Raw genomic sequence first — 16,987 nt, 5'->3', positions numbered from 1 at the left:
CCGGCCGAGATCGGCGGGGCGAGCAGCACGTGACCGAGCACCTCGTCGCCGACGGCGACGTGGTCGACCCCGGCCCCGACGGCCTCCACGACACCGGCGGCGTCGCGGCCGATGACGACCGGATACTCGTGCGGCAGGCCCATCTGGGTCAGGAAGCCGGCGGCGACGGCGTTGTCGATGGGGTTGAGGCCGGCGGCCTTGACCCGGACGAGGACCGTGCCCTCGGTCGGCTCGGGGGTGGGGATGTCGGAGATCTGGGGCTGCTCACCGGCGGCGGGGACGTGCAGTGCGCGCATGACGGGGACTCCTCTGGACGCGGTGCGGGGACGGGGAGGGACTAGAAGGCGTACGGGCCGAAGCGGCCCCAGGCGACGAAGACGGCCAGGGCGAGGAGCACGAGGTTGGCGACGACCATCGGCGTCTCCTTGCGGCGGGCGTGCACGACGGCAGCGCCGGCCATGACGAGGGCCAGGCCCACGGCCGCGATCGGCACGAGCACCGGAGCGACGTCGAACACCGCGGGCAGGATCAGGCCCAGCGCGCCGAGGACCTCCAGCGCACCGATGGCCTTGACCGCGCCGTCGCTGAAGTCCTCGGCCCAGCCCATGCCGGAATCCACAATCTTCTTCCGCGGCTGCGCGAGCTTGCTCAGCCCCGAACCCAGGAAGACCGCGGCGAGCACCCCGGCGACGATCCACAAGACGACGTTCACGTTCTGACTCCTCGCATGGTTTACTTGCCGACGCAAGCAACCATATGAGCAGTCACTTGTTCCGTCAAGTATCTCGGCGGGCGGGTCGTCCGCCGGGTCGAACGAGGAGCGATGTCGTGGGCACTGTCGACGAGCCGCGGTGGCTGAACGCGGAGGAACAGGACACCTGGCTGGCCGTCCTGGCGATGGCCGTCTGGCTGCCCGACGCCATCGACGCGCAGCTGCAGCGCGACGCCGGCGTCAGCCACTTCGAGTACCAGGTCATGGCCATGCTCTCCATGTCCCCGGAGCGCACCCGGCGGATGAGCGAGGTCGCCGCCCTGGCCAACGGCTCGCTGACCCGGCTCTCCCGGACCGTCGACCGCCTCGAGAAGCGCGGCTGGGTCACCCGCCGGCCCGATCCCGACGACGGCCGCGCCACCCTCGCCGTCCTCACCGACACCGGCTGGGAGAAGGTCGTGGCCACCGCCCCCGGGCACGTCGCCGAGGTGCGCCGCCTGGTCCTCGACCCGCTGACCAGGACCCAGGTCCGCCAGCTGCACGAGATCGCCACCCGGATCCGCCAGGTCGTCCAGCCCGAGGGCAGCTTCCCGACCCTGCCGGCGCCCGGCACCGCCTGACGTCCCGACCGCCGCACCCTTCAGGATGAACGGTGCGACCCCGCTCCGACCGCGTCGATCCGATGCCGGACCCCACGGGCGGCGGCGCGGTCAGGGACCGGCGGCCCGGCGAGCCCGGGCCGGGGCGGATCGGCGGGGTTGCGCAGCGGGTCAGGCCAGGACGGGCGGGCGGAACAGCCAGCGCAACGCGGCGAACCGGACGAGTCCGATCACCCCGGTGACGACCGCGATGACCGCGAGGTCTCGTGACCGGCCGAGTCAGGCCGGAGGCGGTCTCACCGGACTGCCGAGCGGCCCGACGACAGAGGAAGCTCCGCCCTCGGTAGCCGGGGGGCGAGGAAGCGGGCGGTCTGGCTCTCCGGCGCGGTGGCCACCCGTTCCGGCGTGCCGGCGGCCACGATCCTGCCGCCCTGGTCACCGGCTCCAGGACCCAGGTCGATGACCCAGTCGGCGTCGGCGACGACGTCCATGTCGTGTTCCACCACCACGGTGTTGCCCGCGTCGACGAGCTGGCGCAGCTGGCGCATCAGCAGTTCCACGTCAGCGGGGTGCAGCCCGGTGGTCGGCTCGTCGAGGACGTACAGCGTGTGCCCCCGTCGGGCCCGTTGCAGCTCGCTGGCCAGCTTCACCCGCTGCGCCTCGCCGCCGGACAGCTCCGTCGCCGGTTGTCCGAGGCGCAGGTAGCCCAGACCGACCTCCTGCAGCACGCGCAGGCTCTTGACCACCGGCGCGAGGTCGGCGAGGAAGTCCGTGGCCGCGTCGACGGTCAGGTGGAGCACCTCGGCGATGTTCTTGCCGCGGTATGTGATCTCCAGCGTCTCGGGGTCGTACCGCGCACCGTGGCAGGTCGGGCAGGGCGAGTACGTCCCGGGGAGGAAGAGCAGCTCCACGGTCACGAAGCCCTCGCCCTGGCACGTCGGGCAGCGCCCCTCGGCCACGTTGAAGGAGAACCGCCCGGCGCCGTAGCCGTGCCTGCGGGCCTCCTCGGTGGCCGCGAAGAGCTTGCGCACCGCGTCGAAGAGCCCGGTGTAGGTGACCAGGTTGGACCGGGGGGTCCGACCGATGGCCTTCTGGTCGACGCGCACCAGACGGTCGACGGCCGCAGGCCCCTCGAGCTGCACCGTCACCCCCGCGGTGTCCTGGACGACGTCGTCCGGGTCGGCGGTCGGGTCGTCTCCGGCGTCGCCGGCGCCGTCCGCGGCCGTCGCGGGTGAGCCGAGCCGCCGGGAGACGACATCGGCCAGCACCTGGCTGACCAGCGTCGACTTGCCCGAGCCGGAGACGCCGGTGACCGCGGTGAAGACCCCGAGCGGGAACCCCGCCTCGACGTCGCGCAAGTTGTGCCGGTCGATGCCACCCAGGCGCAGCTGCCCCGCGGGCTGCCGTCGCGGCCGACCGATCGGCGGCTCCCGGTCGAAGAGGAAGCGCCGGGTCACCGAAGTGTCTACGTGGGACAGGCCGGCGACGGGCCCGCTGTAGGGGACGCGGCCGCCCCGCTCCCCTGCCAGCGGGCCGACGTCGACGATCCAGTCGGCGCGGTGGGCCAGCGCCATGTCGTGCTCGATGACGAACAACGAGTTGCCGGCCGCGGTCAGCCGGTTCAGGACCCTCAGCAGCGGTTCGGCGTCGGCCGGGTGCAGCCCCGCGGATGGCTCGTCCAGGACGTACACCACGCCGAACAGCCCCGACCGCAGCTGGGTCGCGATCCGCAGCCGTTGCAGCTCGCCCGGCGACAGGGTCGGGGTCGCACGGTCCAGGCTGAGGTGACCGAGGCCCAATGTGGTGAGCACCTCGATCCGGCCGAGGAGGTCCGCCGTGATCCGCGCCTCGACGTCGGTCGCCTGCGGTGCCTGGCGGAGCGTCTCGACGAGCGCGGACAGCGGCAGGGCCGCCAGTTCGGCGATGGTCCGGCCGCCGATGGTGACGGCCAGGGACTCGGGCCGCAGCCGGCTGCCCGAACAGACCGGGCAGGTCGAGGTCTGCACGAACCGCAGGACCCGCTGCCGCATGGTCGGGCTCTTGGTGTTGGCCAGGGTGTGCAGCACGTAGGCCCGTGCGCCGGTGTACCGGCCCTGGTAGTCGCGCTGGACCTGACCCACCCCGCGGACGGGGCGCACGGTGACCTCCGGCTGCTCGTCGGTGAACAGGATCCAGTCGCGCTCGGCTTGCGGCAGGTCCCGCCACGGCCGGTCGATGTCGTGGCCGAGCTCGACCAGCATGTCGCGCAGGTTCTTGCCGTGCCAGGCGCCCGGCCAGGCGGCGATCGCGCCGTCCCGGATGCTGAGCGATGCGTCGGGGACCAGGCTGTCCTCGGTCACCAGGTGCACCCTGCCCAGACCGGAGCACTCGGGGCAGGCACCGGCGGCGGTGTTGGGCGAGAAGGCGTCGGAGTCCAGCCGGCCGGTCGACCCCGGCGGGTAGGTGCCGGCGCGCGAGAACAGCATCCGCAGCGAGTTGGACAGCGTCGTCACGGTGCCGACGGTGGACCGGCTGCTGGGGGTGCCCCGGCTCTGCTGCAGCGCCACCGCCGGCGGCAGCCCGGTGATCTCGTCGACGACGGGTGCGCCGACCTGGTGGATGAGCCGCCGGGCGTACGGGGCCACGGACTCGAAGTACCGGCGTTGCGCCTCCGCGTAGATCGTGCCGAAGGCCAACGAGGACTTCCCGGATCCGGAGACGCCGGTGAAGACGACCAGGGCGTCCCGCGGCACTTGGACGTCGACGTTGCGCAGGTTGTGCTCGCGGGCGCCGCGCACCCGGACGAACCGGTCGGTCGGCGAGGACGCGCGGCCCGGTTCGTCGATCATGGCTCCAGCCTGACCTGCGCCCGGGCCGGAGGGGCACGCGGGGCACGTACCCGGTCACGCCGGCGTTGCCCGCACCGTCGATGCGGGCACCGAGCGGGACGTCACCCGAGCCAGCGTCGCCAACCGGGCAGCGCGGGGTCACCCGCCGGCTCCTCGCCCAGCGCGCGGGCGACGTCCTCCGCGGTGATCGTGGTGACGTCAGCCTGGTCCCGGGCGACGCCAGCGTCGCGGGAGACCCGGGCGGGGAGCGTCAAGCTGCCGACGCCGACCCGGTGCTGCACCTCCCGGGACCAGTCCATCGGGTGGACCGTCGTGACGACCGCGTCGGCGCCCCGGGTCGCGTCTCGGGCGAGGCCCTCGTCGGTGGGGTCGCCGACGTGCTCGGTGACCCCGTCGAGCGCGGGGGCGCTGCCGCCGCGACGGACGACAGCGCGCACCTGCGCCGACCGCTCGACGAGCGCCCGGCACACCGCGGCGCCGACCGACCCGTTCGCACCGGGGGGCCTCGTGGCACCTGCGGCGGTGATCGACTCCACGGACGGCCGGTTGGGAGGAGATGCCGCGATGGAGGTCTTGCGCAGCCGCATCCTGCTGCGCCCGACGGACACGGGCTGGCCGTCCACCGGGAGTTCCGCTCCACGGCTGACAGGAGCGCCCCCCGTTCCCCGGCGTCCGTCGCGGACACCGCCGCCTCGCCGAACTCCTCTCGCAGCACCGGCAGGTCCCGGGTGGCGACGGGGACGCCGGCTGCCAATGCCTCCATCGCGGCCGCGTCTCGTCACCGGCGATCACCTGCGACGGATCCGGCCGCAGCATGGACGACGAGGGCTGCTGGGCATCGCGGAGCCGGCGCGCATGCCGAAGCGCCGGTCCATCGTCGAAGATCACTGAAGTGACGGGCATCGACGTCGTCCCCACGTCCAGACCGAGAGGTAGGACCACCATGCAGGCCACGTTCAGCCCGGCGACCGACACCGCCGTCACCCGTGCGCGCCAGCACTCGGTGGGCGACCTGCTGCACCGCACGGCCCGCCGGTACCCGGACAAGCCGGCGGTCGTCGACGGCGACCGGCGGGTGACCTACGCGGAGTTCGACGCCGCGGCGAACCGGACGGCCCACGCCCTGACCGCGCGCGGCCTGGGCAAGGGCGACCGGCTGGCCCTGCTGAGCCACAACTGCTGGCAGTACGCCGTCCTGGCCTTCGCCACCGCCAAGCTGGGCGTGGTGCTGGTACCGGTGAACTTCATGCTCGGCCCGGACGAGGTCGCCTACATCCTGCGGCACTCCGGTGCGCGCGCGATCGTCGCCGAGGACGCGCTGGCCCCCACGGCGGAGGGCGCCCTGACCGCCGCCGGGGTCGACGGCGGGCTGCAGGGCTGGATTGGGCTGTCCGGCGCCACCCCACCCGCGGGCTGGGAGGACGTCGACGCCTGGTGGCAGACCGGGGACGACAGCCCGCCGGACGTGGCGGTAGCCGACGACGACCCGCTGCGCCTGATGTACACCTCGGGCACCGAGTCCCGCCCGAAGGGCGCCATGCTGTCGTCCCGCTCGCTGATCGCCCAGTACGTCACCTGCGTGGTCGACGGCGGGATGAGCGCCGACGACGTCGAGGTGCACGCGCTGCCCATGTACCACTGCGCGCAGTTGGACTGCTTCTTCTCCGTCGACGTCTACCTCGGCGCGACCAGCATCATCCTGCCAGCGCCCGACCCCGCCGCCGTGCTGGCGACGATCGCCCGGGAGAAGGTCACCAAGCTGTTCTGCCCGCCGACGGTGTGGATCTCCCTGCTCCGGCACCCCGACTTCGACACCACCGACCTGTCCAGCCTGCGCAAGGGCTACTACGGCGCCTCGGCCATGCCCGTCGAGGTGCTGCGCGAACTGCAGCGACGGCTGCCCGACGTGCAGCTGTGGAACTTCTACGGCCAGACCGAGATGGCGCCGGTGGCCACCATCCTGCAGCCGCACGAACAGCTGGAACGGGCCGGCTCCGCCGGCCGGGCCGCGCTGAACGTGGAGACGATGCTCGTCGACGACGACGGCACGCCCGTCCCGGTCGGCACCGTCGGCGAGATCGTGCACCGCAGCCCGCACGCCACCCTCGGCTACTACGGCGACGAAGACAAGACAGCCGCCGCCTTCGCCGGCGGCTGGTTCCACTCCGGCGACCTCGGGGTCATGACCGCCGACGGCTACCTCTCCGTCGTCGACCGCAAGAAGGACATGATCAAGACCGGCGGGGAGAACGTCGCCAGCCGCGAGATCGAGGAGACGATCTACGAACTCGACGGCATCGCCGAGGTCGCCGTCTTCGGGATCAGCCACCCCTACTGGGTCGAGGCCGTCACCGCCGTCGTCGTGCCCAAGCCTGGCACCACGCTCACCGCAGAGGACGTACACGCCCACGCCCGCGAGAGGCTCGCCGGCTACAAGCGCCCCAAGTACGTCGTCCTCACCGACGCACTGCCCAAGAACCCCAGCGGCAAGATCCTCAAGCGCGATCTCCGCCAGGAACACGCCGGCCTGGCCCACGAGGAGACGCCTGCCGATCCCTAGGCCGCCCGGTAGGCCTCCGCTTTGCCGGGTCACACGTGGCGGGGCCCGGGCACGCCGTTCCGCACGCTGAGGTACGTGAGACGCGAAGCGGTCGCCGACCGTCCTGACGTCGAGCAGGCGCATGGGCTTCGGGTCGGCCGTGGGGGACCGAGCAGGCGCTCGCTGGTCCCAGCCCGATGGGAAGACCCCGACCCGTCGGCCGGAGTGGACGACGGCCTGGATCACGGACGGACGACTACTGATGCTCTGGGTGTAGGCGTGTGCGTATGGAGCGTGTCGCCCCTCGGACACAGCACACGACCGGCCGGACTCCCCGGTCCGGACGTCACCAGCTACCGCAGGGAGCGCCAGGCCGCCTCGACGACGGCGGACGTGCGATCGATGTCGTCCTCGCTGGTGGACCAGTTCGCCACGGACACGCGCATGTACCGCTTGCCGCGCCAGGTCGTGGAGCCCATCCAGCACTCCCCCGACTCCTGCGCGGCAGCGGCCACGGCGTCGGTCGCACCGTCGTCCTCGCCGAACCGGACCAGCACCTGGTTGAGGACGACGTCGTTGCCGACGCTCACGCCCTCTATCGCGGCCATCCGACCGGCGAACCGGCGCGCCAAGCGGCAGCACCGCTCGACCAGGTCCCCCACGCCCGTGCGCCCGAGCAGGCGCAGCGCGACCCACGTCACGAAGCCGCGGGCCCGTCGAGAGGACTCCAGGATGTAGTCGGACGGCGCCCGCACTGGCCCCTCCCCGTGCCCGGTGACGTAGGCGACGCTGTAGGCCATGGCGGCGCGGTGGGCCACGGGGTCGGCGCAGAAGCTGTAGCCGCTGTCATAGGGGACGTTCAGCCACTTGTGCCCGTCCGTCCCCCACGAGTCGGCCGCCTCCACACCGGCGAGGAGGTGGCGGGTCGACGGGTTGGCCGCGGCCCACAACCCGAAGGCACCGTCCACGTCACCCACGCCCCGTGCCGGCGGGCGACCTCGACGGCCGCGGCCCGGTCGTCACAGGTGCCGGTGTTCACGTTGCCCGCTTGCAGGCAGACGACCACCGGACCGGGTGCAGGGGCTGCCAGGGTCTCCTCCAGCGCGGCGACCGGATCCGGCCCTGCTCGTCGGCCTCGACCGGCTGCACCGCGCCGGCTCCCAGCCCCAGGAGGCGCAGCGCCCGGTCGATCGTGGCGTGCCGTTCCAACGAGGCGACCACGCGGACTGGCGGAGCGCCTGCCAGGCCGTCCCGTTCCACGTCCCAGCCGACATCGGCCAGCACGCGGTCGAGGGATCCCGCATGCGCGACGTCCGGCAAAGGGGGCTGGAGCTGCTGCCGGAGCTGCGCCGCGTCGCGACCGCGGCCGCGCCGGCGGGCACTGCGGACCGATGCGGTGCAGGCATCGACGTTCCCCTCCCGGCGGCAACACCGCCCTCGTCCCGGTTCCTGGGAAGCCACCCCGGCACCACTCGGCTGCCCCTACGGATCAGGTCGATCCGGCGGCCACGCGACGGCCGTGCGCCGCCCGGTAGGGCGTCAGCACCTGGCGCAGGTGGTGTCCGACGCGGTCAGCCGGTTGCCCGTCGGGAATCATCCCCCAGGTGACGAGCGCCCCGTTGTAGGCGACGTGCACCAGCTGCGCCACGGCGTCGACGTCGGCGTCAAGTTCGCCCCGGTCCGCCGCGGCGGCGAGGACGTCGCGAATGGCGGCGGTGACCCCGGCGCCGTACTGGCGCGCGAGGGCCTGGAACTCCGGGTCGGCGAGGTCCTTGAGCAGGAACGCGAGATGGTTGGCGAACCGCGCGGGGCTGTCGATCTGCGACGCCGTCTCGACGAGGGCCGCGACGAGGGCGTCGAGCAGGCTGCCCGGGGCGGATGCCACCGTTCGCAGCCGGGCGGGAACGGCGTCGACGTCGTGACCCGCGAGCGCCAGCAGCAGTCCCCGCCGTGAGCCGAAACGCTGGAGCAGGGTGGCCGGGGCCAGCCCGACCCTGCGGCCGACGTCCCCAAGGGTCAGCCGGTCGGGCCCGATCTCGCCGATGACCACGGCCGCGGCAGCCAGGATCTCGCCGTCGCTGACGGTCCTGGGGCGGGGCATGCCGGAAGACTAGTGCGACCCTCTTCAGTTTGTAAACAAACAATCGTTTACTTACTACAGGAGGTGTTCCATGGAAACGAAGCAGAACCGACCCCTCGCCGGTCAGGTCGCCGTCGTCGCCGGCGGCACACGTGGAGCCGGCCGAGGAACCGCCGTCGAGCTGGGCGCCGCCGGCGCCACCGTCTACGTCACCGGCCGCAGCACCCGGCACGGGCGCTCCGCGATGAACCGTCCGGAGACGATCGAGGAGACCGCCGAGCGGGTCACCGCCGCGGGCGGCGAGGGGGTCGCGCTGGGCGTTGACCACTCCCGGTCCGAAGACGTCGCTGCGCTGGCCGACCGGGTGCTGCGGGACCACGGTCGGCTCGACGTGCTGGTCAACGACGTGTGGGGCGGCGATCCACTGACCGAGTGGGACACACCGTTCTGGCGCCTCGACGTGGCCAAGGTGCAGCAGCTGTGGCAGCAGGCGGTCGTCACCCACCTGCTCACCAGCCAGCACCTCGTGCCGCTGATGCTCGCCCGGCACCGCGGCCTCGTCGTCGAGATCACCGACGGAACCGGCGAGGACTACCGCGGCAGCCTGGGCTACGACCTCGTCAAGACCGCGGTCAACCGGCTGGCCTTCGCCATGGCGGAGGAGCTCGGGCCGCACGGGGTGACGGCGCTGGCCGTCACCCCCGGCTTCCTGCGCTCGGAGGCCATGCTCGAGATCTTCGGGGTCACCGAGGCCACCTGGCGCGACGGCGCGAGGCGGGATCCGCACTTCGCCGCCTCGGAGACCCCCCACTTCGTCGGGCGGGCGATCGCCGCCCTGGCCGCCGATCCCGACATCGCGGCCCGCGCCGGGCTCGTCCACACCAGCTGGGACCTGGGCGAGGAGTACGGCCTGACCGACATCGACGGCCGCCGGCCGCACTGGGGCCGGCACATCGCAGCATCCGCCTCGTGAGCACAGGAGGAGTCCGCCATGAACACCACTCACACCCGCCGCGGCGACGTCCTCGCCCTGGCGCTGCTCTGCACCGCGCAGTTCATGCTGATCCTGGACGTCGTCGTGGTGAACGTCGCCGTCCCCTCGATCCGGACGGACCTGCAGGTGCCTGACGGCGCCCTCCAGTTCGTCGCGGTCGCCTACACCGTGGCTTTCGGCAGCCTGCTGGTGGCCTTCGGCCGCGCCGGTGACCTCTACGGACGCCGCCGGATCTTCCTCACCGGGCTCACCGTGTTCACCTTCGCGTCGCTGACGGCGGGCCTCGCCCAGACCGGCTGGCAGCTCATCGCCTCCCGGGCCGTGCAGGGCATCGGTGCCGCGATGATCTCGCCCACCGCGCTGGCCCTGCTCACCACCCGCTTCGAGGAGGACCCCGCCCGAAACCGCGCCCTCAGCCTGTGGGGAGCGGTCGGCGCCGGTGGCGCCATCGCCGGCCAACTGATCGGTGGGGTCCTGACCGAGCTCGCCGGGTGGCGGTCGGTCTTCCTGATCAACGTGCCGGTGGGCGTGCTGGCGATCGTCACGGCCACGGCGCTGCTGTCCGAGCACCGGGAACGCGCCGGCACGCGGCTCGACGGGGTGGCGGCCGCGCTGCTGTCGGGAGGTCTCGTCCCCGCGGTGCTCGCGGTGACCTGGCTGCCGCAGCACGGGCTCACCTCCGCGGTCGTCGTCGCCCTGTCCGCCGCCGCGGTGCTGCTGGCCGGGTTCGCCGTCCGGCAGCGGCGCAGCAGCGCACCGTTGATCGACCTCGCGCTGCTGCTGCGGCCCGGCGTCCGTACCGGCATCGCGACGCTGGCACTCAGCTCGGCAGCTCTGACCGCGAGCTTGTTCTTCACCTCGTTGTACCTGCAGGTGGTCGTCGGCCACGGAGCGCTGGCGGTCGGTCTGGCCTTCGCCCCGCTGACCGTCCTCATCCTGCTGATCACGCCGTTCTCGGGGAACGTCGTGACCCGGGTCGGCGCTCGTCCGCCGCTCGTCATCGGCATGGCCCTGATGGCGGCCGGCATGCTGTGGCTGAGCCGCGCGCCGCACGACGGCGGCTACTGGACCGACGTCCTGCCCGGTCTGCTGGCGATGGCGGTCGGCAGCGGGATCGGCTACGCGCCGATGTTCATCGCCGCAACCACCGGCGTGCCTCCGGACGAGCAGGGCCTCACCTCCGGTCTGCTCAACACCTCCCAGGAGCTGGGACCGGCGATCGGCCTGGCCACGCTCGCCGGGGTCGCGGCCGCCGTCACCGCCGCACCGACGGCGGCGAGCCTGGCCTCCGGTTACCGCGCGGGCTTCCTCGGCGCCGCCCTTCTCGTCCTGACGGCGACCGTCGCCGCCACGCGCATGCCCCGGGACATCGGCCGGGCGACACCGAGCGTGGGAGCAGCGACCCCCGTCGCCGGAGCGGCGTAGTCCCAGGAAGCCCGGCTCACCGCCGCAGGTCGGCGCCCCGGCGGAACGACTTCTCCGCACCGCCCGGCGTCGACCTCGCGGCTGTCAGCGCGATCCTCGGCGCGGAGCCAGCCTCTTCACCCGGTCGCCGGGACGTGGCGGCGTGGGCTGGAGGTCGAGGCGTACGGGCGCCGGCGGGCGGACACCGACTCCTTCCGACGCCACCGACCACGAACTGAGGGCGAGGTCGGGACGCCTGGAGCACGAGGATCACACCGGGCCGTGCCCGAGTGCCCGTCGTGCGGACGGCAGTCACCGACTCGGCGCAGACCGTGTGCGTACGTGGCAAGTCCCCCTCGGACACCCATGACCCTCCCGGTCGTCGGCCATGAGGGTCTCGTCAGTGGGCTTCGCCGCGGTGGGCGTTGTCCGCGATCGCACGGGCCAGCTTCGGCCAGGCTCCCGGTGGCAGGTCGTGACCCATCCCGCAGACCATCTCCAGCCGAGCGCCGGGAACGGCCGCGGCCGTCGCCCGTCCACCCGACGGGGAGCACATCCTGTCCGCCGTTCCGTGGATCACCACAGTGGGCACGGCGACACGCCGCAGCGCTTCCGTCCGGTCACGGGCGTTCCGTACTGCGCGGTGCTGGCGGCGCCGGCCATCTCGCGCGTCGGGATCGGAGAGCCGTGAGGGTTCAGCCCCGCCATCCCCCCGCACGTCCCGGTCCGGTCCCGCGGCGCGTGTCCTCCGAGAGCCGTCTCGCCCGGTGTGCGCACCGGTCTGACCCCAACCCCTGCAGCGAAGACGTGCAGCGATGCCCGTCTGCCCGTTCCTCAAGCCGCTCCCGGCGGGCTATCCGCAGGTGCCGCAGAACATCCCGGACCACCCGGCCTCCCGCGCCGAGCCCGCGGTCCAGGTGGAGGTGACGGCCACGCAGCTCGCCGAGCCCGGGCCCGAGGTAGGCAAACGCCGCCGCATCACGATTCCGGTTGGGAGCTCGGCTGACGAGGAGGACCGGCGGTCCGCCTCCTGCGGCCACGGGGTGGAGCGGGGCCCGTCCACCGCCTGATGCCCGAGCCATGGGGATCGAGGCGTCCCGACCCGCCCCGTGATGGGCCCGGACGGTCGCCTCCCGCCTGCGGCCGGGCGCCGACACCCGGCCAGGGGGATGCTGCGGAGTCCACGCTCCGGCGCGTCCCTCACCGGCTGCCGGTGAGCAAGGAACGACCACGTGGGCAGCGGATGCATGGTCGTGGTCACCGGGCGACGGGACGTCAGGGCAGTGCCGTGGCACGCGCTGTCCTCGCGCACGGTCGGACGGTGCGGGCGCCCGGGGTCGTGACTGCCTCACACGTGCGCAGGCGGGGAGGGCTCCCCGGGATCACGCCGGGCGAGCAGACTCCGAGCGCGCCCGGGAGTGGGCGCGTCCGTCGCAGGCCGAGGAGGACCCGTGCGTCTGCAAGCGGAGATACACATCGACGCCGCGCCGTCCGACGTCTTCCGGTTCGTGGCCACCGAGCACTTCGACAACCATCCGAGGTGGGACCCCTCGGTCGTCGAGATGACGCCGACCTCACCCGGTCCCGTGCACCAGGGGGCGACCGCCCGACTCGTCCGGAGTGACGGCGGCAGGCGGAGCGAGGGGTTCGTGACCGTCACGGAGTACCGGCCGGACAGTCACTTCGCCGCCGTCGTCGAGATGGCGCCGTTCCGGCTCGAGCAGCAGGTTGGCTGCTCTCCCGGCGCGGCCGGCGGAACACACCTGCTCCTGATCATCGACACCCGGGCCAAGATGCCGCTGAACCTGCTCCTGCCGCTCATGCGCCCACGGTTCGAGAAGACGATGCGTGCCAGCCTTCGATCCATCAAGCGGCACGTCGAGGAGCGACCGCCCCGCTGACCGGCTCAGCTGGGACCTGTGGCACGGCCGACCCGGCCCGAGGTCACGTGCCCAGTCGTGTGCGTAGGTACCGTGTCGCCCCTCGGACACAGCATCGCCCCGGTGTCTCTGCAGGACAGAGGCCCTGGGCGGCGTCGTTTCAAGGTCAGCAACGCCTCGTGATACCAGTGCGATACTTCGCGGGCGACCTCAGCCCCGCAGCAGGGTGGCGTGGGTGTGGCGGAGGTCGTGCAGCCGGATCACCGGCCGCCGCTCCACCTCCAGCGCCTCGCGGGCCCGGGCGACCTGGCCGGCGAAGCGGCGGGAGGACCGTTCGGGGTGCCGCTGGGTGCCGTCCAGATTGCTCAGTACGCGAGCCGGGTCCCGCACGAGGTCGATCGCCAGCCCTCAGCAGGCGGCCCGGTAGGCGTGGAGCGCGGTCACCGTGCCTGCGTCGAGGTCGACGACCCGAGACCGGCCCGTCTTGGTCGTGCCCTCGACGAGGCGCTCGCCGGCGCCCTCGGCTGACGACGCCGACGCTGCGGCGGGCCGCGAGCCGGCCGGCGTCCAGGTCGACGTCCGCCAGCGCAGGGCCAGCGCCTCCCCGCGGCGCATCCCGATGGCCGCCAGCAGCCGCCATCTCATACCGAGGTCCGGGATCCTGGGCGTGGCCCCGGTCCACCAACTGATCGAGTTCCTCTACGACGCCCTGCTGTGCCGGTAGGCGGTTCTCCGACCTTGTCGCGGCCGATGAGGCTCGGCAGACTCCGTCCCCTCAACGTGCCCGGCTGACGAAGGGGCGGACGACGATGTCCGACGACCTGGCCTACGCCACCGCGACCGAGCTGGCCGCCCGCATCCGACGCCGTGACCTCTCCCCCGTCGAGGTCATCGACGCCGCCATCACCCGCATCGAGGAACGGAACCCCAGCCTGAACGCACTCGTCTTCACCGCGTTCGACGAGGCTCGTGAGCGGGCGCGGGAGGCCGAGCGGGCGGTGACGTCCGGCGCGGCGCTCGGGCCCCTGCACGGGGTCCCGACCGCCATCAAGGACCTGTTCGACTTCAAGCCCGGATGGCCGGCGACCTTCGGTGGGATACGTGCGCTGGGGAGCTTCAGCGTCCCCGCCTACTGCACGTACGCGGAGCGGATGGAAGCCGCTGGCGCCGTCCTCCTCGGCAAGACCAACAGCCCCGTCATGGGCTTCCGCGGCACGTGTGACAACTACCTGTTCGGCCCGTCCCGCAACCCCTTCGACACTACGAAGAACACCGGCGGCTCCTCGGGCGGCAGCGCAGCCGCCGTCGCGGACGGGCTGCTGCCCCTGGCAGAGGGCACCGACGGCGGTGGCTCCATCCGCATCCCCGCCTCCTGGTGCGGCCTGTACGGCTACAAGGCCTCCTTCGGCCGCGTGCCCTACACGGCGCGGCCGAACGCCTTCGGCTCGATCAACCCGTTCCTCTTCGAAGGGGCGTTGACCCGCACCGTGGACGACGCCGCCCTCGCCCTCGACGTGCTCGCCGGCTACGACGACCGGGACCCCTTCGCCCTCGACGACCCCGTCTCCTTCGCGGGAGCCACCCGCCGGTCGATCAGCGGATGGCGCATCGCCCTCAGCGCCACCCTGGGGGGCATCCCGGTCGACCGCCGGGTCGCCGCCGTCGTGGAGCGAGCGGTGCGGGCGTTCGAGGAGGCGGGCGCCTCCGTCGAGCAGGTCGACCTCGCGTTCGACCACGACCAGCGCGAGCTGAGCGACCTGTGGTGCCGTCTGATCATGCCGCTCAACATCGAGGGCCTCGAGGGACTCAGCGCGCAGGGCATCGACCTGCTCGGCGAGCACCGGGACGACTTCCCACCGGAGTACCTGCGCTGGATCGACAAGGGCTACCGGCTCAGTGCCCAGGACGTGCTGCGCGACCAGCGCATGCGCACCCACGTCTACGACCGGATCCAGCAGGTGCTGCGCTCCCACGACCTGCTGGTCACCCCGACCCTTGCCGCGCTGCCCGTGACCAATGCCGAGGACGGCAACACGGTCGGCCCCAGGACCATCGAGGGCGTGGACGTCGACCCGCTCATCGGCTGGTGCCTCACCTATGTCGTCAACTTCTCCGGTCATCCGGCCGCCTCGGTTCCGGCCGGGGATGTCGACGGGCTGCCGGTCGGCATGCAGTTGATCGGACGTCGCTACGGCGACGCCGACGTGCTCGCCGCGAGCGCGGTCTACGAACGCTTGCGGCCCTGGCACGACGCCTACGCCCGGTGCGCGCACCGACCGCTCAGCTGACCGCGCAGGGCGCCGCAGTGCCGTGACGACCGCAAGCGCCCCGGCTCATGGTTGGACGGTCCCCCGCATCCCCTGCTCCCACGCCAAGAGCCGGATCCAGGACGGACCGGGGCCCGTCAGGCGGACGGGTTGCCCACAGGTTCGGGGGCGGACTGGTCATCTCTCGGATGTGAGCCCCGGCGAGCCCGGATCAGCCGAGCACCGGGCGCAGGCGTGTGCGTATGTACCGAGTCGCCCCTCCGACACAGCATCGTCCCGGTGTTCCTGCAGATCAGGAGCCCGGGGCGCTTCCGTGTCCAGGCCTCGGAGGTCGCCCGGCGCCGTCCGCGCACCCTCGAGCGCTCCGCCGGAGGCACGGCCACGCGGCCGGCGTCATCCCGTACGCGCCTGTGGAACAGCCGGGTGAGGTGGCCCTGGTCGGCGAACTCAGCCGCCGCGGCGGCCACGTCCAGCGGTCGACCGCCGACCACCGGACTGCGAGCCAGGTCCAGCAGGCACGTGGTCCGGCACCGAGTGGGGCCGGTGCCGAACGCCACCGGGAACTGCCGCGCCACCGTCCATCGGTCGAGCCCCCGACACTCGGGACCACCCCCTCCGCCGGCGTCGGACGGTGGACCACCGCTGTCATGCGTGCAGCGCTGTCCAGAAGGCCGTCCGGACGCCACCGGCTCCCCAGGCGTTCGGTTCGATGAGGCGGCAGAACCACAGGTCCCGCTCCGCCGGACGGGCCTCGGGCCGCGCAGGGTCACCCGCCCGGAGCCCGTGACCGTGGAAGGTCCCCGCGATGTCGGCCACCGCAGCACCGTGCCGCCCGGCGACACCGCGCAGCGCCTGGTTGAGTTCGTCGATCACCGCGACGGCGTCGGTCCAGGGCGGCAGCCCCAGCCGGACGGCGTCCCCCGTGCCGTCGCTCGGGTCGTAGACGGTCCCGACGACGATCCGACCGCCGGGCGCCACGAGGCCGGCGATTTCAGCCAGTGCGCCGTCGACGGCCGCCTCGACGCGAGCGACGACCTCTCGAGCTGCGGCGCTGTCCCCGTACACCGACAGCAGGTCGTTGCCCCCGATCGTGAGCGTGACCACCGTGGGCCGTTCCGGCAGCGCCCGCAGACGACGGAGTTGCGCCTGCAGCAGCGTGCGGGTCGTCGCGCCGTCCGTGGCCAACAGGGCGAAGGTGGTCCCGGGGTCCACCGTGAGGAGGTCGCGGCCGCGCCAGTCGGGAAAGTCGTCGTCGCGGTTGCGGAACAGCAGGCTGGCCCCTCCCCGACCGGGTCCGCCCGCGTAGTCGTCGATGGAGATGGAGTCACCCAGGGCGACGTAGAACGGTCCCGCAGCAACAGGGAACGGTCGCGGATCAGGGGGCACGAAACCATCCTGCGCTCGACTCCGGGGCGCCACCGCCTGCCGCGCGGGTGTCGTGCGTGCCGGACTCCCGGCTCCTCGCTCAGGTCGACGGCTCGCACACGTCGCCTCGGACGGTGCACGAGCACCTCGAGCACCTGTACCGGAAGGGGAACCGCGAAGAGGACCAGCGCCACCACCGGTACGGCGAAAGGATGATCTTTGCCCTTCATCTCGCTCCCGAAGGCCGGGGCATGGACCTCCATCGGGCTGGGGCCGTGCGGAGGGCCGCGGCCGGCTCCGCCACCCGCCCTCGCGGGTC

At 72.8% G+C, this 16,987-nt stretch carries 16 protein-coding genes; 7 read left to right on the top strand and 9 right to left on the bottom strand.

All coding sequences use genetic code 11. The annotated features are described in order from the left end of the window. Together BM414_RS17990 and BM414_RS17985 are read right to left on the bottom strand one after the other, a co-directional pair. Positions 1-296, bottom strand: a 296-nt coding sequence (locus BM414_RS17990; RefSeq protein WP_175551667.1) for an alcohol dehydrogenase catalytic domain-containing protein, incomplete at its 3' end; no start/stop codon positions are given. A gap of 41 nt (positions 297-337) precedes the next feature. Then, positions 338-712: a DoxX family protein gene (locus tag BM414_RS17985; protein ID WP_093581510.1), complete on the bottom strand. Its 375-nt coding sequence runs from the start codon at positions 710-712 to the stop codon at positions 338-340. Between the two features lie 116 nt (positions 713-828). Here BM414_RS17985 and BM414_RS17980 point away from each other — a divergent pair, with 116 nt between their 5' ends. Further along, complete coding sequence (locus BM414_RS17980; RefSeq protein ID WP_093581508.1) at positions 829-1,332, top strand: MarR family winged helix-turn-helix transcriptional regulator; 504 nt, start codon at positions 829-831, stop codon at positions 1,330-1,332. A gap of 275 nt (positions 1,333-1,607) precedes the next feature. Here BM414_RS17980 and BM414_RS17970 read toward each other — a convergent pair whose 3' ends face one another. Together BM414_RS17970 and BM414_RS17965 are read right to left on the bottom strand one after the other, a co-directional pair. Next, positions 1,608-4,139: an excinuclease ABC subunit UvrA gene (locus BM414_RS17970; protein ID WP_093581505.1), complete on the bottom strand. Its 2,532-nt coding sequence runs from the start codon at positions 4,137-4,139 to the stop codon at positions 1,608-1,610. A gap of 101 nt (positions 4,140-4,240) precedes the next feature. Continuing rightward, the gene (locus BM414_RS17965; protein WP_245784808.1) at positions 4,241-4,762 is read right to left on the bottom strand and encodes an NAD(P)H-binding protein; all 522 of its coding nucleotides are present in this window, start codon (positions 4,760-4,762) and stop codon (positions 4,241-4,243) included. A 320-nt stretch (positions 4,763-5,082) separates the two neighbouring features. On the opposite strand from BM414_RS17965, the gene BM414_RS17960 reads away from it, so the two are divergent. Continuing rightward, a complete protein-coding gene (locus tag BM414_RS17960) occupies positions 5,083-6,699 on the top strand; it encodes an acyl-CoA synthetase (protein ID WP_093581503.1) in 1,617 nt (538 codons plus the stop codon). Positions 6,700-7,031: 332 nt separating this feature from the next. On the opposite strand, the gene BM414_RS30300 is transcribed toward BM414_RS17960, so the two are convergent. Both BM414_RS30300 and BM414_RS17950 read right to left on the bottom strand, forming a co-directional pair. Continuing rightward, complete coding sequence (locus tag BM414_RS30300) at positions 7,032-7,655, bottom strand: pyridoxal phosphate-dependent decarboxylase family protein (RefSeq protein ID WP_217644793.1); 624 nt, start codon at positions 7,653-7,655, stop codon at positions 7,032-7,034. 512 nt (positions 7,656-8,167) lie between these two features. Beyond that, the gene (locus tag BM414_RS17950) at positions 8,168-8,779 is read right to left on the bottom strand and encodes a TetR family transcriptional regulator (protein WP_093581501.1); all 612 of its coding nucleotides are present in this window, start codon (positions 8,777-8,779) and stop codon (positions 8,168-8,170) included. Positions 8,780-8,849: 70 nt separating this feature from the next. Between BM414_RS17950 and BM414_RS17945 the strand changes: the two genes are divergently transcribed. The 4 genes from BM414_RS17945 to BM414_RS17930 all read left to right on the top strand — a co-directional run bounded on the left by BM414_RS17945 (position 8,850) and on the right by BM414_RS17930 (position 13,057). Further along, entirely contained in the window at positions 8,850-9,731 is an 882-nt protein-coding gene (locus tag BM414_RS17945; RefSeq protein ID WP_093581499.1) for an SDR family oxidoreductase, read from the top strand. An 18-nt stretch (positions 9,732-9,749) separates the two neighbouring features. Further along, on the top strand, positions 9,750-11,177 hold the full coding sequence (locus tag BM414_RS17940) for an MFS transporter (RefSeq protein ID WP_093581497.1): 1,428 nt from the start codon (positions 9,750-9,752) through the stop codon (positions 11,175-11,177). 794 nt (positions 11,178-11,971) lie between these two features. Next, complete coding sequence (locus tag BM414_RS30295; protein WP_093581495.1) at positions 11,972-12,226, top strand: hypothetical protein; 255 nt, start codon at positions 11,972-11,974, stop codon at positions 12,224-12,226. Positions 12,227-12,607: 381 nt separating this feature from the next. Beyond that, complete coding sequence (locus tag BM414_RS17930; RefSeq protein WP_175551665.1) at positions 12,608-13,057, top strand: SRPBCC family protein; 450 nt, start codon at positions 12,608-12,610, stop codon at positions 13,055-13,057. A 189-nt stretch (positions 13,058-13,246) separates the two neighbouring features. Here BM414_RS17930 and BM414_RS17925 read toward each other — a convergent pair whose 3' ends face one another. Continuing rightward, positions 13,247-13,426 (bottom strand): hypothetical protein, encoded by a 180-nt coding sequence (locus BM414_RS17925; protein WP_093581492.1) that lies wholly within the window; start codon positions 13,424-13,426, stop codon positions 13,247-13,249. A gap of 18 nt (positions 13,427-13,444) precedes the next feature. Further along, positions 13,445-13,681, bottom strand: coding sequence for a site-specific integrase (locus BM414_RS17920; RefSeq protein ID WP_093581490.1), 237 nt, complete (start codon positions 13,679-13,681; stop codon positions 13,445-13,447). Between the two features lie 164 nt (positions 13,682-13,845). On the opposite strand from BM414_RS17920, the gene BM414_RS17915 reads away from it, so the two are divergent. Continuing rightward, on the top strand, positions 13,846-15,324 hold the full coding sequence (locus tag BM414_RS17915; protein ID WP_093581488.1) for an amidase: 1,479 nt from the start codon (positions 13,846-13,848) through the stop codon (positions 15,322-15,324). A 624-nt stretch (positions 15,325-15,948) separates the two neighbouring features. Here BM414_RS17915 and BM414_RS17910 read toward each other — a convergent pair. Further along, complete coding sequence (locus BM414_RS17910; RefSeq protein ID WP_175551664.1) at positions 15,949-16,689, bottom strand: SGNH/GDSL hydrolase family protein; 741 nt, start codon at positions 16,687-16,689, stop codon at positions 15,949-15,951. Positions 16,690-16,987 lie beyond the last annotated feature (298 nt).

Source organism: Geodermatophilus amargosae (genome assembly GCF_900116515.1).
GTDB classification, from domain to species: domain Bacteria; phylum Actinomycetota; class Actinomycetes; order Mycobacteriales; family Geodermatophilaceae; genus Geodermatophilus; species Geodermatophilus amargosae.
This window is presented reverse-complemented; position numbering and strand designations above follow the sequence as displayed.

What these genes read in the sequence shown, in the direction of transcription:
- BM414_RS17970 (WP_093581505.1), bottom strand. Translation starts at nt 4,139, where the DNA reads ATGATCGACGAACCGGGCCGCGCGTCCTCGCCGACCGACCGGTTCGTC.
- BM414_RS17960 (WP_093581503.1), top strand. Translation starts at nt 5,083, where the DNA reads ATGCAGGCCACGTTCAGCCCGGCGACCGACACCGCCGTCACCCGTGCG.
- BM414_RS17950 (WP_093581501.1), bottom strand. Translation starts at nt 8,779, where the DNA reads ATGCCCCGCCCCAGGACCGTCAGCGACGGCGAGATCCTGGCTGCCGCG.
- BM414_RS17945 (WP_093581499.1), top strand. Translation starts at nt 8,850, where the DNA reads ATGGAAACGAAGCAGAACCGACCCCTCGCCGGTCAGGTCGCCGTCGTC.
- BM414_RS17940 (WP_093581497.1), top strand. Translation starts at nt 9,750, where the DNA reads ATGAACACCACTCACACCCGCCGCGGCGACGTCCTCGCCCTGGCGCTG.
- BM414_RS30295 (WP_093581495.1), top strand. Translation starts at nt 11,972, where the DNA reads ATGCCCGTCTGCCCGTTCCTCAAGCCGCTCCCGGCGGGCTATCCGCAG.
- BM414_RS17920 (WP_093581490.1), bottom strand. Translation starts at nt 13,681, where the DNA reads ATGAGATGGCGGCTGCTGGCGGCCATCGGGATGCGCCGCGGGGAGGCG.
- BM414_RS17915 (WP_093581488.1), top strand. Translation starts at nt 13,846, where the DNA reads ATGTCCGACGACCTGGCCTACGCCACCGCGACCGAGCTGGCCGCCCGC.